The 14,531-nt window shown below is 73.1% G+C and carries 16 protein-coding genes; 12 read left to right on the top strand and 4 right to left on the bottom strand.

The genetic code is table 11. The features are described 5' to 3' along the window. From HF526_RS02115 to HF526_RS02100, 4 genes are all read left to right on the top strand, one after another. Positions 1 to 997 (top strand): methyltransferase domain-containing protein (locus tag HF526_RS02115; RefSeq protein WP_211176624.1); only part of this gene is annotated, 997 nt, incomplete at its 5' end. Then, entirely contained in the window at positions 994 to 1,977 is a 984-nt protein-coding gene (locus HF526_RS02110; protein ID WP_169379473.1) for a glycosyltransferase family 2 protein, read from the top strand. The genes HF526_RS02115 and HF526_RS02110, both read left to right, overlap by 4 nt. A gap of 31 nt (positions 1,978 to 2,008) precedes the next feature. After that, the gene (locus HF526_RS02105; protein ID WP_169379472.1) at positions 2,009 to 2,932 is read left to right on the top strand and encodes a tyrosine-type recombinase/integrase; all 924 of its coding nucleotides are present in this window, start codon (positions 2,009 to 2,011) and stop codon (positions 2,930 to 2,932) included. Then, the gene (locus tag HF526_RS02100; protein ID WP_169379471.1) at positions 2,907 to 3,890 is read left to right on the top strand and encodes a FliA/WhiG family RNA polymerase sigma factor; all 984 of its coding nucleotides are present in this window, start codon (positions 2,907 to 2,909) and stop codon (positions 3,888 to 3,890) included. Before HF526_RS02105 ends, HF526_RS02100 begins: the two co-directional genes overlap by 26 nt. 5 nt (positions 3,891 to 3,895) lie before the next feature. On the opposite strand, the gene HF526_RS36745 is transcribed toward HF526_RS02100, so the two are convergent. Next, complete coding sequence (locus HF526_RS36745; RefSeq protein ID WP_338051233.1) at positions 3,896 to 4,678, bottom strand: M23 family metallopeptidase; 783 nt, start codon at positions 4,676 to 4,678, stop codon at positions 3,896 to 3,898. 382 nt (positions 4,679 to 5,060) lie between these two features. Between HF526_RS36745 and rpsB the strand changes: the two genes are divergently transcribed. From rpsB to HF526_RS02070, 5 genes are all read left to right on the top strand, one after another. Beyond that, on the top strand, positions 5,061 to 5,972 hold the full coding sequence (gene rpsB, locus HF526_RS02090; protein ID WP_169379470.1) for a 30S ribosomal protein S2: 912 nt from the start codon (positions 5,061 to 5,063) through the stop codon (positions 5,970 to 5,972). A gap of 124 nt (positions 5,973 to 6,096) precedes the next feature. After that, complete coding sequence (tsf, locus tag HF526_RS02085; RefSeq protein ID WP_169379469.1) at positions 6,097 to 6,912, top strand: translation elongation factor Ts; 816 nt, start codon at positions 6,097 to 6,099, stop codon at positions 6,910 to 6,912. Between the two features lie 26 nt (positions 6,913 to 6,938). Next, positions 6,939 to 7,763 (top strand): UMP kinase, encoded by an 825-nt coding sequence (pyrH, locus tag HF526_RS02080; protein WP_420821575.1) that lies wholly within the window; start codon positions 6,939 to 6,941, stop codon positions 7,761 to 7,763. Next, positions 7,760 to 8,317, top strand: coding sequence for a ribosome recycling factor (gene frr, locus HF526_RS02075; RefSeq protein ID WP_169379468.1), 558 nt, complete (start codon positions 7,760 to 7,762; stop codon positions 8,315 to 8,317). Before pyrH ends, frr begins: the two co-directional genes overlap by 4 nt. A 65-nt stretch (positions 8,318 to 8,382) precedes the next feature. Further along, complete coding sequence (locus tag HF526_RS02070) at positions 8,383 to 9,300, top strand: phosphatidate cytidylyltransferase (protein ID WP_420821574.1); 918 nt, start codon at positions 8,383 to 8,385, stop codon at positions 9,298 to 9,300. A 10-nt stretch (positions 9,301 to 9,310) separates the two neighbouring features. On the opposite strand, the gene HF526_RS02065 is transcribed toward HF526_RS02070, so the two are convergent. Next, the gene (locus tag HF526_RS02065; protein WP_169379467.1) at positions 9,311 to 10,000 is read right to left on the bottom strand and encodes a hypothetical protein; all 690 of its coding nucleotides are present in this window, start codon (positions 9,998 to 10,000) and stop codon (positions 9,311 to 9,313) included. A gap of 259 nt (positions 10,001 to 10,259) precedes the next feature. Between HF526_RS02065 and HF526_RS02060 the strand changes: the two genes are divergently transcribed. Further along, complete coding sequence (locus HF526_RS02060; protein WP_169379466.1) at positions 10,260 to 10,988, top strand: methyltransferase domain-containing protein; 729 nt, start codon at positions 10,260 to 10,262, stop codon at positions 10,986 to 10,988. Positions 10,989 to 10,997: 9 nt separating this feature from the next. Here HF526_RS02060 and HF526_RS02055 read toward each other — a convergent pair whose 3' ends face one another. After that, a complete protein-coding gene (locus HF526_RS02055; protein WP_169379465.1) occupies positions 10,998 to 11,480 on the bottom strand; it encodes a Rieske (2Fe-2S) protein in 483 nt (160 codons plus the stop codon). A gap of 133 nt (positions 11,481 to 11,613) precedes the next feature. Between HF526_RS02055 and HF526_RS02050 the strand changes: the two genes are divergently transcribed. After that, complete coding sequence (locus tag HF526_RS02050) at positions 11,614 to 12,165, top strand: hypothetical protein (RefSeq protein WP_169379464.1); 552 nt, start codon at positions 11,614 to 11,616, stop codon at positions 12,163 to 12,165. A 119-nt stretch (positions 12,166 to 12,284) separates the two neighbouring features. After that, the gene (gene rlmN / locus HF526_RS02045; RefSeq protein ID WP_169379463.1) at positions 12,285 to 13,391 is read left to right on the top strand and encodes a dual-specificity RNA methyltransferase RlmN; all 1,107 of its coding nucleotides are present in this window, start codon (positions 12,285 to 12,287) and stop codon (positions 13,389 to 13,391) included. A gap of 25 nt (positions 13,392 to 13,416) precedes the next feature. Here the strand turns inward: rlmN and HF526_RS02040 are convergent, their stop codons facing one another. Beyond that, positions 13,417 to 14,505, bottom strand: coding sequence for a sn-glycerol-3-phosphate ABC transporter ATP-binding protein UgpC (locus HF526_RS02040; protein ID WP_169379462.1), 1,089 nt, complete (start codon positions 14,503 to 14,505; stop codon positions 13,417 to 13,419). Positions 14,506 to 14,531: the final 26 nt, after the last annotated feature.

Raw genomic sequence — 14,531 nt, 5'->3', positions numbered from 1 at the left:
GGGCGGGATCGCGGTGCACCGGCTCGGACTGCCCGACTCCGGGCTCGCCGGGCGCTCCGACGAGCTCACCGCCGCGCTGCGCCCGTTCCTCGCCGACGCCGGCGCCTATCTGGCGCCCTGGCCCGGCGATCCGCATCCCGACCATCGGGCCGTCGGCATCGCCGCGGCCGCAGCTGCGCCGGTGACCGCGCACGGCTGGTCGTACCCGATCTGGATGTGGGCCTGGATGAACCCCGGCGACCCGGCCATCCGATGGGATCGCGCCCACCTCCTGCCGCTGGACCCTGCGGACCGGGCCGCCAAGCAGGCCGCCATCGCCTGTTTCACCTCCCAGATCGACCGCTCCCCGGACGGCTCCCCACCGGTGCTGAGCCCGGCAATGCTCGCCCACACCCATCGCGACGCCGAGCTGTTCTTCCGCGAACCACCGGCCGTCTCCGCCCCGCTGGGCCGGTTCGCGGAGCTCTACGCCGGGGGAGCGGACCCCTGGCAGGCCGGCTCCTGGTACGAGCGGCGCAAGCGCGACGTCGTGCTGGCCTGCCTGCCGCAGGAGCGCTACCACCTCGCGTTCGAGCCGGGGTGCGGCACCGGTGAGCTCACGGTCGCGTTGGCCGAACGCTGTGATCGGGTGCTCGCCTCCGACCCGGTCGCCGAGGCGGCCTCCCGGGCCCGTGCCGCCACCGCGACGCGCCCCGGGGTGCTGGTCACGCAAGCCGCGCTGCCGGCCGCGGTACCCGAGGAACCCATCGACCTGGCCGTGTTCAGCGAAGTCCTCTACTACCTCGACGACGAGACGGTCGGGGCAACGCTCGACCGCACCGTCGACGTCCTCCGACCCCGGGGGGATCTCGTCGTCGTGCACTGGCGCGGCTGGCCGGCCGAAGCGCCCCGCGACGCGGGCGCCACCCACCGGATGGTCCGCGCGCACGCCGCTCTCGACGACGTGGTCGAGCACGTCGACGAGCAGTTCGTCCTGCACGTGCTGAGGCGCCGGTGATCAGCGCCGTCGGAGTGGTGATTCCCGCGCGCAACGAGCAGGACCGGATCACCGAATGCCTGCGCAGCGTGCGCGCGGCGCTGCGGCAACTGCCGCCGGCGACCCACAGGGCGGTCACGGTCATCCTCGACCGGTGCACCGACGACACCCCGGCGCGGGTCGCGGCCGCACTCGACGACTGGCCCGAAGCGGCGGCCGTTCACCTCGGTCCCGGGCTGGCCCCGGCCGTGACCGGCGCGCCCGCCCGGGTGGAGAACTGCCGGTGCGGCCTCGGTGGCGGTGCCGTCACCGGACACGTCGCCGCACTCCCGGTGGACGGCGCCGCATCCGCCGTCCCCCCGCGGGACTCCGCGCCCGTCGGCGTCCTGGCGGCTGCTCCCGGCCCGGCGCCGACCGCCCTGGCCGCGCCCGACCCGGGCCCGGCGTGCCCCGCAGCGAGCGGGGTGCCGTCGTGGCGGCGTCCGACCGGGGTCGGGTGGATCCGCGACGTCGGCGTGCGTCACCTCCTCGGCCGCCTCCGCGGACACGCCGCGGAGACCATCTGGCTGCTGAGCACCGACGCCGACACGAGAGTGCCCCGGGACTGGGCCACCGCCCACCTCTGGCACGCCGCCGGCGGGGCGCACGGCGTCGCGGGGCTCGCCGACCTGCACGCCCCGGCCCGGCTGTCGGCGGACGTCCTCGAGCGCTACGAGGCGCTGGTGGCAGAGGGTCTGCACGACGGCTGGCACGACCACGTCTACGCGGCCAACCTCGGGTTCCGCGCCGACGCCTACCTGGCCGTCGGCGGGTTTCCCGTCGAGGGCCACGGCGAGGAGCACGGGCTCTGGCGCAGGATGGCCGCTGCCGGCTACCGGCTCGTCGCGCCGACCGAGGTCCGGGTACGGACCAGTGCGCGGATCCGCGGCCGGGCGACCGGGGGGCTGGCCGACCTGCTCCGGTCGATGCACCGGCCTGCACAGGGGTGTGGCGGTGCTTGACCCGGCGTCGTCGCCCCCGCACGGTCAGCGGATGGTCCGGTCCGCGCCCGAGCTCGCCCCGGAGGTCGCCGCCGCACTGGAGGCGTTCCTGCAGTACCTCGACCTGGAACGCGGACGCTCCCCGCACACCGTCCGCGCCTACCGCGGTGACCTGACCGGCCTGCTCGCGGAACTGCCCCGGCCCGAACTCGCCGCCCTCGACCTGCCGTTGCTGCGACGCTGGCTGGCCGACGCCCACGCGACCGGCACCGGCCGCTCCACGCTGGCCCGCCGCGCCGCGGCTGCGCGCACGTTCACCGCCTGGGCCCAGCGCACCGGGCGGCTGCCCACCGACCCGGGCGCCCGGCTGGAGTCGCCCCGGCCGCGGGCCGCGTTGCCCGCGGTGCTGCGCGCCGATCAGGCCGCCGACCTGCTCGACGCGGCCGGCTCCGGCGCGGCCGAGAACGATCCGGTGGCGCTGCGCGACCTGCTGCTGCTCGAACTGCTCTACGCCACCGGGGTGCGGGTGGCCGAGGTGTGCGGCCTCGACGTCGACGACGTCGACGCCGGTAGGCGCACGCTGCGTGTGGTGGGCAAGGGCAACCGCGAGCGCACCGTCGTCTACGGCGTCCCGGCCGAGCGTGCGCTGCAGCGCTGGCTCGCCGTCGGGCGCCCGGCGCTCGCCCGGCCGGCCTCGCCTCCGGCGCTGCTGCTTGGCACCCGTGGCGGCCGGCTCGATCCCCGGGTGGCGCGCTCCGTCGTGCACCGGGCGATGACGGCGGTGCCCGGCGCACCGGACATCGGGCCGCACGGACTGCGGCACGCCGCCGCGACTCATCTCCTGGACGGCGGCGCGGATCTTCGTCACGTACAGGAGTTGCTCGGTCACGCTACGCTGTCGACTACGCAGCTCTACACGCACGTGACGGTCGACCGGCTGAAGGTGGTCCATGATCAGGCGCACCCCAGGGCTTGAGCAGTCCCTGGCGGAGTCGGCGCAGGTCACGGCCTTGCCCAGCGCGCTGGCCCCGGTGCTGGTGCGCATCGAGGAGAGGCTTCAGGGGGCGCCGCCGAGAGCCACCACGACGCCGGTCCCCGGCGGTCCCCGCCCGCCCGCGCTGCGCAGCGTCGTAGGCGCCCCCGAGCCCACGGGCGAAACGGATGACACGGACACACCGACCGAACCGATCGAGGAACGGATCCACGACCTCTGGCGGGACTACGTCGCGCATCGGGGCCGGCACCAGCGCGACCGGCTCGTCGTGCACTACACCCCGCTGGTCCGGGGGGTCGCCGGACGGATGGCAGGAGGCCTGCCGTCCTACGTCGATCTCGCCGATCTCGTGCAGTCCGGGGTCTTCGGCCTGCTGGACGCGATCGAGCGGTTCGATCCGGAGCGCTGTACGCGTTTCGAGAGCTACGCGGCGCAGCGCATCCGCGGGGCGATACTCGACGAGCTGCGCGCGCAGGACTGGGTGCCGCGCACCGTCCGCGGCCGGATCCGCGAGCTGGAACGGGTGCAGGAACGGCTGGAGGGCCGGCTGGGACGGGCGGTGGCCCCCCGCGAGCTCGCCGCCGAGCTCGGGATCACGCTGCGCGAGCTGAGGGGGATGGCCTGTCCGGTGCAGCTGGTGAGCGTGGAGGCGCTGGACGAGGGGGCCGGCACGATCCCGGTGGCCGACATGCTTGCCGATGATTCCGTCCCCGACCCGATGGCCGTCGTGCAGCGCCGGGAGACCTCCCGGCAGCTCTCGATGGCGGTCGGCCAGCTCGGGGAGCGCGACCGGCTGGTGGTGCGGCTGTACTACCTGGAGAACCGGACGCTCGCCGAGATCGGCCGGATGCTCGGGGTGACCGAGTCGCGGGTCTGCCAGCTGCACACGCGTCTGGTGACGCGGCTGCGTGGCCGGCTCGAGGAACTCGCGGCGGGCTGAGTCGGTCACCGCGTGCCGCCGGGCCAGGGATCCGGGACCGGCAGCAACCGGACCCGGGCCGGGCGCAGCAGCACCAGTGGATCGAGGTACTCCGCGGTGCTGCGCCGCACGCCCCAGTGCAGGCAGGCCGGGTCGGGGCAGCCCGGATGGCCGGGGGCGAGAGTGCCCAGCCGCTCGCCCCGCGCGACGACGGTGCCGGTCGTGACGGTCGGGGTGATCGGCTCGTAGGTGGTGCGCAGCCCGTCGGCGTGCTGCACGGAGACGACGCCACGACCGGCCACCGGGCCGGCGAACACCACCGTGCCATCGCGCGCGGCCAGCACCGGCTGCCCGGGCACCCCCGCCAGGTCGACACCGCGGTGCCCCGGACCGTAGCGGTGGGTGGGCTCGTGGAACGGTGAGCGGACCACGGGCAGGGGGTGCAGCGGCCAGGCGTAGGCCGCCCCGGGTGCGAGCGCACCGGCGCCGGGCGGCCGGGCGGGACCGGGCCGGCCGGGAACGGGACCGGGCTCGCCGGGCCCGCGGGACGGCTGCGGCGGCCGTGCCCCGGGCGGCACGTGCTGCCGCGGCGCCGGCGCCGGTGGTCCTTCCGCCACCGCCCCGGCGTCGATCGGCCCGAGAAGGACCGGTCCGACAATGACCGGCTCGGTTGCGACCGGCCCGGTCACCGCCGCCGGCGGCGTCGCAGCCCCCGCCGCCACTCCGGTGCCCGCCCAGCCGATCCCGAGGGCGATACCGGCGAACAGCGCCGCCGCGATCCGCGCCGGGCGCATCACCGCTGCATCCACCGGGCCAGCCTGACCCGCCACCCGGCCGGTCCGGCCCGCTGCGGCGCCGCCGGTGGACAGCGGGACCCGCATGTGGACAACCCGGCCGTCGCCGGGACGCCGGGTGAGGCAGCGCTGCGTCGCGGCGTACACTCGACGTGCGCCTCGAAATCTCGAGGTGACTTCGCGCGCTCGCGTGCCCGTGCGCTGCCCGTCCAGGACGGGCCGGCTGCAGGGGACGGTGCCCGGGCGGTCCCGCGGAACCACGGCCTCGTCACCGGACGAGCAAGTGGACCGGCGGGTCCGGACGCCGACGCGACGCCAGGGTGGAGCCGCCGGCCGGCGCTCCGCGAACCGCATGCGCGGCGACACGCCGCGCCCGAGCGAGAGGTGAACATCGGCCATGGCCGTCGTCACCATGAAGCAGTTGCTGGACTCCGGCGTGCACTTCGGGCACCAGACCCGGCGCTGGAACCCGAAGATGAAGCGCTACATCCTCACCGAGCGCAACGGCATCTACATCATCGACCTCCAGCAGACCCTGTCGTACATCGACCGGGCCTACGAGTTCGTCCGTGAGACCGTCGCGCACGGCGGCACGATCATGTTCGTCGGCACGAAGAAGCAGGCCCAGGAGGCCATCGCCGAAGAGGCGGGCCGGGTCAACATGCCGTACGTCAACCAGCGCTGGCTGGGCGGCATGCTCACCAACTTCCAGACCGTGCACAAGCGGCTGCAGCGCCTCAAGGAGCTGGAGTCGATGGAGCAGACGGGGGGCTTCGAGGGTCGCACCAAGAAGGAGATCCTCATGCTCACCCGCGAGAAGGACAAGCTGGAGAAGACCCTCGGCGGTATCCGGGACATGTCCAAGGTCCCGAGCGCGGTGTGGGTGGTCGACACCAAGAAGGAGCACATCGCCGTCGGCGAGGCCCGCAAGCTGGGCATCCCGGTCGTCTCCATCCTGGACACCAACTGCGACCCCGACGAGGTCGACTTCCCGATCCCGGGCAACGACGACGCGATCCGCTCGGCCGCGCTGCTCACCAAGGTGATCGCCCGCGCCGCGGCCGACGGTCTGATGGCCCGCTCGGCCCGCGCCCGTGGTGCCGAGGGTGAGGACAAGCCCGAGGCCGGGGTCGGCACCGACGAGCCGCTGGCCGAGTGGGAGCAGGAGCTGCTGAGCAACACCGGCAGCGAGGTCGGCTCCGACGGCGCCAGCCTGTCCGGTGCCGGCGCCAACGCCGAGGCCCCGAACGCGGCGTCCACCCCGGCGCCGGCGAGCACCAGCAACGGCACCCAGCAGACCGCCGGCTGACAACGCCCGTTCCGGCGGCCGGCCCGGCCCGGCGAGTTCCGGGTCCGGCCGGCCGCCGTTTCGAGCGAATCACTGCCGCACCACACTTCCTCCGCGACACGGATAAGGACGAAGAGACATCACGATGGCGAACTACACCGCCGCCGACGTCAAGCGGCTCCGTGAGCTGACCGGCTCCGGGATGATGGACTGCAAGAAGGCCCTCGAGGAGTCGGACGGCGACCTCGAGAAGGCCGTCGAGCTGCTCCGCATCAAGGGCGCCAAGGACGTCGGCAAGCGCGCCGAGCGCGCCACCTCCAACGGCCTGGTCGTCGCGTCCGGCGGCACCATGGTCGAGCTGGACTGCGAGACCGACTTCGTCGCCAAGAGCGATGACTTCCAGGCCCTCGCCGACCAGATCCTCCAGGTCGCGGTCGACCAGAAGCCGGCCGACGTGGACGCGCTGCGTTCGGCCCCGCTCGACGGCGGCACCGTCGAGGACGCGATCCAGGCGCTGTCGGCCCGGATCGGCGAGAAGCTCGAGCTCAAGCGCTACATCCACATCGAGGGCCCGTCCGCGCTGTACCTGCACCGCCGGGCCACCGACCTGCCGCCGGCGATCGGCGTGCTGGTCTCCTACGAGGGCGCCGACGACGAGGCCGCCCGCGGCGTCGCGATGCACATCGCCGCCGCCCGTCCGCGCTACACCACCCGCGACGAGGTCCCGGGCGACGTGATCGAGAACGAGCGTCGTATCGCCGAGGCCACCGCTCGCGAGGAGGGCAAGCCGGAGCAGGTCCTGCCGCGCATCGTCGACGGCCGGATCACCGGGTTCTACAAGGACGTCGTGCTCCTCGAGCAGCCGTCCGTGCAGGACTCGAAGAAGACCGTGAAGGCGCTGCTCGACGAGGCCGGCGTCACGGTGAAGGAGTTCGCTCGCTTCGAGGTCGGCCAGGCCTGAGCGGGTCTGACCGAATCGGGACAGATATGGACGACCCAGGGATCGACGTCGACGGCATCCGCCCCGGCTTCCGCCGCGTGCTGCTCAAGCTCGGCGGTGAGATGTTCGGCGGCGGGGGCGTCGGCGTCGATCCCTCGGTCGTCGAGGCGGTGGCCCGGCAGATCGCCGAGGTGGTCAGCAGTGGTGTCCAGGTCGCGGTGGTCATCGGCGGCGGGAACTTCTTCCGCGGCTCGGAGCTGCAGCAGCGCGGCATGGACCGATCACGTGCCGACTACATGGGCATGCTGGCCACCGTCATGAACTGCCTGGCGTTGCAGGACTTCCTGGAACGCCAGCACCACATCGACACGCGTGTCCAGACCGCCATCACGATGGGGCAGGTCGCCGAGGCCTACATCCCGCGCCGGGCGATGCGGCACCTGGAGAAGGGGCGCGTCGTCATCTTCGGCGCCGGCGTCGGGATGCCGTACTTCTCCACCGACACCGCCGGTGCGCAGCGCGCCCTGGAGATCGGGTGTGAGGCGCTCCTGCTGGCCAAGAGCGTCGACGGGGTCTACACCGCCGACCCCAAGATCGACCCGGACGCGAAGCTCTACACCGAGATCACCCACCGCGAGGTCCTCGAACGCGGGCTGAAAGTCGCGGATGCGACGGCCTTCAGCCTCTGTATGGACAACAACATGCCCATCATCGTGTTCAACCTGCTGACCGAGGGCAACATCGCCCGCGCCGTGCGGGGTGAGAGGATCGGGACGCTGGTCAGCACGCCCGAGAGCAGTGATATCACTGATGGGTCTGTGCCGGCTTCGCTCGGCATCGAGACATCGGACACGACCTGGGAGCAGCCGTGATCGACGAGACTCTCTTCGACGCCGAGGAGAAGATGGAGAAGGCCGTCTCGGTGGCCAAGGACGAACTCGCGAGCGTCCGCACCGGGCGGGCCACGCCGGCGATGTTCTCCCGGATCGTCGTCGACTACTACGGCGCGATGACCCCGCTGAATCAGCTGGCGGCGATCACGGTGCCCGAGGCCCGGATGGCGGTCATCAAGCCCTATGACCTGAGCCAGCTCCGGTCGTTGGAGAAGGCGATCCGCGACTCCGACCTCGGGGTCAACCCGAGCAACGACGGCCAGATCATCCGGGTGGTGATCCCGCAGCTGTCCGAGGAGCGCCGCCGCGAGATGGTGAAGGTCGCCCGCAGCAAGGGCGAGGACGCCCGGGTCACGATCCGCAACATCCGTCGCAAGGCGATGGAGGAGCTGCACCGGATCGTCAAGGAGGGCGAGGCCGGTGAGGACGAGGTCGGTCGTGCCGAGAAGGAGCTGCAGGGCACCACGGACAAGTACGTCCACCAGGTCGACGACCTGGTCAAGCACAAGGAAGCCGAGCTCCTCGAAGTCTGAGCCCGGTGACCCTCTCCCGTGACAGTGTTCCCGGCCCCGCCGCTCCCGCCGCGGCAGAGCCCCGCGTGGCGACCGTGAACCCGGACGTGCCCGGCGACGGCGCCGTCGGCCCCGTCCCCGGCAACGGCGCCGTCGGCCCCGTGCCCGGCCCCGCCGGTCCGTCGCGTTCGGCGCGGCTGGGTCGCAACCTGTTCGCCGCGATCGCGGTCGGGCTCGGGCTGGGCGCGGTGATCCTGGCAGCGCTGCTGCTGGTCCGGGAAGTCTTCATCGTCGTGCTCGCGGTGGCCGCCGCGGTCGGGACGTGGGAGCTCGCCGGCGCGTTGCGCCGCGGAGCCGGGATCTCGGTGCCGCTGCCGGTGTTGCTCGTCGGCGGCCAGGCGATGGTGTGGCTGAGCTGGCCGTTCGGGTTGTCCGGGCTGGCCGTGTCGTTCGCCGTCACCGCGCTGGCCAGCCTGCTGTGGCGGATGCGCGAGGGCGCCGCGCACTACCTGCGCGACATCAGCGCCGCCCTGTTCACCGCGGCGTACGTGCCACTGTTCGTCTCGTTCGCGACGCTGCTGGTGGTGCCGTCCGACGGGGTCGGTCGGGTGCTCACGTTCATGATCTGCGTGGTGGCCTCCGACGTCGGCGGCTACGCGGCCGGGGTCATGGCGGGCAAGCACCCGATGGCCCCGACGATCAGCCCCAAGAAGTCCTGGGAGGGCTTCGCCGGCTCGCAGATCGCCGGAATGGTCGCCGGGGCGCTGTGCGTCACGCTGCTCCTGCACGGCGCGTGGTGGCTCGGTGCGCTCACCGGCGCGGTACTCGTGGTTGCCGCCACCCTCGGCGACCTGATCGAGTCGATGATCAAGCGTGATCTGGGGATCAAGGACATGGGCTCGCTGCTCCCCGGCCACGGCGGGTTGATGGACCGGCTGGACTCGCTGCTGCCCGCGGCGTTCGTCTCCTGGCTGTTGCTCAGCGTCGCCGTCCCGGTCGCCTGACCCGGGCCGGTCACTGCACCGTGAACTCGCCCTTCATGCCCAGCAGGTAGTGCTGCGGTCCGGTCCCGTCGGTACCCGGCTTGGTGCCCTGGGGCACGAAGTCGGCCACGACGTAGCGCCCCGGTGTGAGGGCGGCGAAGACGGCTGTGATCTGTCCGGGGTCGGCGGTGGCGTCGCCGATCAGGGTGATCTTCTGCGCGTACTGCTGGCCGGTCAGCGACAGCAACTGGTCGAGGGTCTCGGTGTCGCCGACGGCGACGCGGGCCAGTTGTAGCTCGTGGACGTCGGTGCCGACGTTGCTCAGCATGAACGCCGTGTTGCCCGCAGCGACGGTGGCCGGCAGCCCCTGGTACCTGTTGTCGCTGGCGGTCACCGAGATCTGCGGGTAGCCGCAGTTGCCGAGCATGTACCGGTTGAGGTTGGCCTGGGCGTTGTTGAAATCGGCGGTGTTGAGCGTCGTCAGGTCACCGGCGGCGAACGCCGCACGAGTCCTCTGGACGATGGACGTCACGTCCGCCCTGGCCGGGTCCGTCGCGGTCTGCTGGAACTTGGCCAGCAGCGGCTCCACCTGGGCGCCGTACGCCTGCACGGTCGCCTTGACCTGGTCCGGGCTCGCCGTGGGATCGATCTGCGGCGGGTTGGCCATCGAGGCCTGCAGGTTGACCGCCGCACCGCAGAACGACGCGACCGCGGGCGTCACGGCGGGGGTGGCCGGAGCCGGTCTGGGAGCCGGGACGTTCCCGCTGGTGCCTCCGCACGCGGCGAGGGCGGCGAGGAGGACCCCCAGCGCAGCCCCGATCGCGAGTCCCCGTGCACGACGATCCGTCACATCACCGGCCATGTCAGGCCCTCCCCGGCGGGAATGCGCGCAACCACCGCGCGATACCTGCCCCCCTCGTTAGCGTCGCAGCGACGGTCCGGCTCGTTAACGGTTCACAGGGTGTTGCTAGCTTTCCGCCGTGCGACGTGCGGGAGGATCCATCGAGCCTCCGATCCCGAGCCCGAACATCTGGAACTGGCCTGACCTGTACGAACGGGAGAACGCCGCCCAGGACGTCGGTGGCGAGATCTGGGCGGCGCTGCGCGAACTGGCTCCCTGGGCCGGGCTCGACGTGCTCGACGTCGGCTGTGGCGACGGGTTCCATCTCCCGGTGCTCGCCGCCGACGCGGCTTCGGTGACCGGTGTCGAACCGCACCCGCCGCTGGTGCAGCGGGCCCTGAGCCGGGTGGCCGATCGGCCCAGGATCCGGGTGCTGCAGGCGGGAGCGGCCGCGCTGCCGCTGCCCGACGCGAGCGTCGACCTCGTGCATGCCCGCACGGCGTACTTCTTCGGCGCCGGCTGCGAGCCGGGGCTGGCCGAGGCGGAGCGCGTGCTGCGCCCGGGCGGTGCGCTCGCGGTCGTCGATCTCGACTTCACCGCGCCGCCGTACGGCGACTGGCTGCGCGCCGACCTGCCCCGCTACGACCCGGCCCGGGTCGAGCGGTTCTTCGACGCACACGGCTTCACGCTGCGGCGGGTTTCCACGACGTGGCGGTTCGCCGACCGCGCGACGCTCGAGGCGGTGCTGCGGATCGAGTTCTCCGCGGAGGTGGCCGACCGGGCGATCGCCGCGACCCCGGGGCTGACGGTGCCGGTCGGCTACCGGCTCCACGTCCGGCGGCGGCCGCGGACGCTCGTCCGTCCCTGAGCCGGCCGGTCAGGCGACGGTGATCTGGTCGCCCTTCACGGTGACCGGAACGCTCTCGAGAGGGCTCTGGGCCGGGCCGTTCACAACCGCACCGTCGAGGCCGAACGTGCTGCCGTGGCACGGGCACACGATCTCGGCGTTCTGGATCTGGTTGACGTTGCAGCCCTGGTGCGGGCACACCGTGGAGAACGCGTCGAACTTGCCCGCGGTCGGCTGGGTGACGACGACGCCCTGGCTCGCGTAGATCTTGGCGCCGCCGACCGGAACGTCCGAGACCGCGCCCAGCGCGGTTCCTGCGGGGGCCTGCACCCCGCCGCCCTGGCCGGCCGAGCCGCTTGCGGAGTCGTTCGCGGCGTTCGAGCACCCGGCCAGCACCAGGGTGGCGCCGAGGGCGGCGACGCCGGCGCCGGCGACGACGGTGCGGCGGGTCAGCGGGGTGGGGGAGCCGGTGTCGGGTGCGATCGCACCGCGGTCGGTGTCCTGGTCCTGCATGGGAGCGGCCTCCTCGGGGGCGGGGGCGTCGCGGCTGTTGCCGGTTCGGGGGTTCGTCGAGCTTGTCACACGGGGTGTGGGCCTGTTGTGGGGCCGCAGCACCGGCTCGCGTGGCTTGGCTACCGTGGACGGCATGACCAGACCGTTCCGCGTGACCGGTGACGCGCCGTTGGCGTTCCTGGAGATCGCGGTGGGTGCGCTGTGGTGGATCGTCGGGGCGTCGGCGCTGGCGAGCGGGCCGGGCACGGTGGTGCTGGCCGCGGGGCTGGGCGTGACCGGTGCGCTGTGGGCCGTGATGCGGCGCCGGCACGGCTCGGGTGCGCCGCTGGGGCCCGGCCGGCGGTCACGGGTGCTCCGGCTCGCCGTCGTCGCGGTCGGGTTGCTGGTGGCGGCCGCGGTGGTGCTGAGCGCCCTGAACTGGGGCGAACTCACGGTGCCGGTGGCCTGCGTGATCGTCGGCGCGCACTTGTTCCCGCTGTCCTCGGTGGTGGACGAGCGCTCCTGGATCGTGGTCGGCGCGGTGCTGATGGTGCTCGGCGCCGGCGGGGCGCTGCTCGCCCTGGACTCCGCCGGGCAGGCGGGCCCGCAGGGCCTGGTCGGGCTCGTCGCGGCGGTCGTGCTGTGGGCTGCCGGGGCCTACCGGCTGGGACTGCTGGAGGAGCTGCGCAGCCGCGCGGGCCGCTGAGTCAGGGCTGAGTCAGGGCTGAGTCAGGGCGCCGGCCTGCGCCCACGGGGCGTCCAGCCGCGCTGCGCGGTCGTCGGGCCCGCCGCGCTGCGCGCCGCGGCTGGCACAATCAAGGGGTCATGACTGCCCTGCCGCTCGTCTTCGAGGCGCCCAAGCGCGTCGCCCCGCCCCGTCATCTCGCCGATCTCGACCCGGCTGAGCGTCGCGCCGCCGTCGGGGAGCTCGGCCTGCCCGGGTTCCGCGCCGACCAGCTCGCCCGGCACTACTTCGGCCGGTTCACCGCCGACGTCGACGCGATGACCGACCTGCCCGCCGCGGCCCGCGAGCGGCTCCGCTCGCTGCTGCCGCCGCTGGTGGACCCGATCGTGGAGCAGGCCTGCGACGGGGGTGCGACGCGCAAGACGCTGTGGCGCGGCCACGACGGCACCCGGGCGGAGTCGGTGCTGATGGGCTACCCGGACCGGGCCACCGTGTGCGTCTCGAGCCAGGCCGGCTGCGGGATGGCCTGCCCGTTCTGCGCGACCGGGCAGGGTGGGCTGCAACGCAACCTGTCCACTGCGGAGATCGTCGAGCAGGTCCGGCGAGCGGCCGCCGCCGCCCGGGACGGCGCGCTGGGCGAACCGACGCGGCTGTCGAACGTGGTGTTCATGGGGATGGGCGAGCCGCTGGCCAACTACAAGCGGGTGGTCGCCGCGGTCCGCCGGATCACCGAGCCGGCCCCGTCCGGGCTGGGCATCTCCGCGCGCGGGGTGACGGTGTCCACCGTCGGGCTGGTCCCGGCCATCGACAAGCTGGCCGCCGAGGGCCTGCCGGTGACGCTCGCCGTCTCGCTGCACACACCCGACGACGAGCTGCGCGACACCCTCGTCCCGGTCAACAACCGGTGGAAGGTGTCCGAGGTGCTGGCCGCGGCCCGCCGCTACGCGCAGGCCACCGGCCGGCGGGTCTCGATCGAGTACGCGCTGATCCGCGACGTGAACGACCACCCGTGGCGGGCCGACCTGCTCGGCAAGCTGCTGCGCCAGCAGGTCGGCACCAAGCGGGTGCACGTCAACCTGATCCCGCTGAACCCGACGCCGGGCAGCCAGTGGGACGCCTCCCCGCTGCACGTGCAGGAGGAGTTCGTCGCGCGGGTCCGTGCCGCCGGGGTGGCCTGCACGGTCCGCGACACCCGCGGCCGGGAGATCGCCGCGGCGTGTGGGCAGCTCGCCGCGTCCGAGGTCTGAGTGCGTCCAGGCCTGAGTGACCGGGCTACAGCCGCTCGCCGCTCTCCGGGTGGAACAGGTGCAGTTCGTCGCTGACCGGTCGCAGGGCCACCGCGTCGCCGCGGCGGGCACCGGAGCGCCCGCTGGTCCGCACCACCACCGGAGTGCCCCGGTCGTCGCCGAGGTGTGCGTAGAGGAACGCCTCGCTGCCCAGCTCCTCGACGACGTCGACCTGCGCCGGTATCCCGCCGTCCCCGTTCGTCGTGGTCACCGCCCACTGCTCGGGCCGGATGCCCAGGGTGACCCGATCCAACCCCGCGTCGGCGATGGCCTTGCGCTGGTCGCGCGGCAGCGGTAGCTCGGTCCGCCCGATCCGGACCCCCTCGCTCTCGACGGGCAGCGTGAACAGGTTCATCGACGGGGACCCGATGAAGCCGGCCACGAACGCGTTCGCCGGCCGGTCGTAGAGGTCGCCGGGGGTGGCGAACTGCTGCAGCTCGCCGTCCTTGAGCACGGCGACCCGGTCGCCCATGGTCATGGCCTCGACCTGGTCGTGGGTGACGTAGACGGTGGTGACCCCCAGCCGCCGCTGCAGGGCCGCGATCTCGGTGCGCGTCGAGACACGCATCTTGGCGTCGAGGTTCGACAGCGGCTCGTCCATGCAGAACACCTGGGGCTCGCGCACGATGGCGCGGCCCATCGCGACGCGCTGGCGCTGTCCACCGGACAGCGCGCGTGGCTTGCGGTCGAGGTACTCGGTGAGCCCGAGGATCTCGGCCGCCGCACGCACCTTCTCCGCCCGTTCCGCCTTGTCGACCCCCCGCATCTTCAGCGGGAAGGCCATGTTCTCCGCGACGGTCTTGTTCGGATACAGCGCGTAGTTCTGGAACACCATCGCGATGTCCCGGTCGCGGGACGCAACGCCGACCATGTTGCGCCCGTTGATGCTGATCGTGCCGCCGTCGATCTCCTCGAGGCCGGCCAGCATGCGCAACGCGGTGGACTTGCCGGAGCCCGACGGCCCGACCAGCACCACGAACTCGCCGTCGCCGACGGCCAGGTCGAGCTGGTTGACCGCCGGCTTGTCGCCCGGCGTGTAGATGCGCGACGCCTTGTCGAAGACGACCTCAGCCACGGTGCTTCCCCTTCGGCTCGGTGACG

Source organism: Pseudonocardia acidicola, from assembly GCF_012911935.1.
In the GTDB taxonomy this organism is placed as follows: Bacteria; Actinomycetota; Actinomycetes; order Mycobacteriales; family Pseudonocardiaceae; genus Pseudonocardia; species Pseudonocardia acidicola.
The sequence above is the reverse complement of the archived record's forward strand: the minus strand, read 5'-3'. Positions and strand labels throughout refer to the sequence as shown.

Excerpts from the sequence above, each read along its gene's own strand:
- HF526_RS02100 (WP_169379471.1), top strand. The coding sequence starts at position 2,907 with ATGATCAGGCGCACCCCAGGGCTTGAGCAGTCCCTGGCGGAGTCGGCG.
- rlmN (WP_169379463.1), top strand. The coding sequence starts at position 12,285 with ATGACTGCCCTGCCGCTCGTCTTCGAGGCGCCCAAGCGCGTCGCCCCG.
- rpsB (WP_169379470.1), top strand. The coding sequence starts at position 5,061 with ATGGCCGTCGTCACCATGAAGCAGTTGCTGGACTCCGGCGTGCACTTC.
- pyrH (WP_420821575.1), top strand. The coding sequence starts at position 6,939 with ATGGACGACCCAGGGATCGACGTCGACGGCATCCGCCCCGGCTTCCGC.
- HF526_RS02105 (WP_169379472.1), top strand. The coding sequence starts at position 2,009 with ATGGTCCGGTCCGCGCCCGAGCTCGCCCCGGAGGTCGCCGCCGCACTG.
- HF526_RS02050 (WP_169379464.1), top strand. The coding sequence starts at position 11,614 with ATGACCAGACCGTTCCGCGTGACCGGTGACGCGCCGTTGGCGTTCCTG.
- tsf (WP_169379469.1), top strand. The coding sequence starts at position 6,097 with ATGGCGAACTACACCGCCGCCGACGTCAAGCGGCTCCGTGAGCTGACC.
- HF526_RS02055 (WP_169379465.1), bottom strand. The coding sequence starts at position 11,480 with ATGCAGGACCAGGACACCGACCGCGGTGCGATCGCACCCGACACCGGC.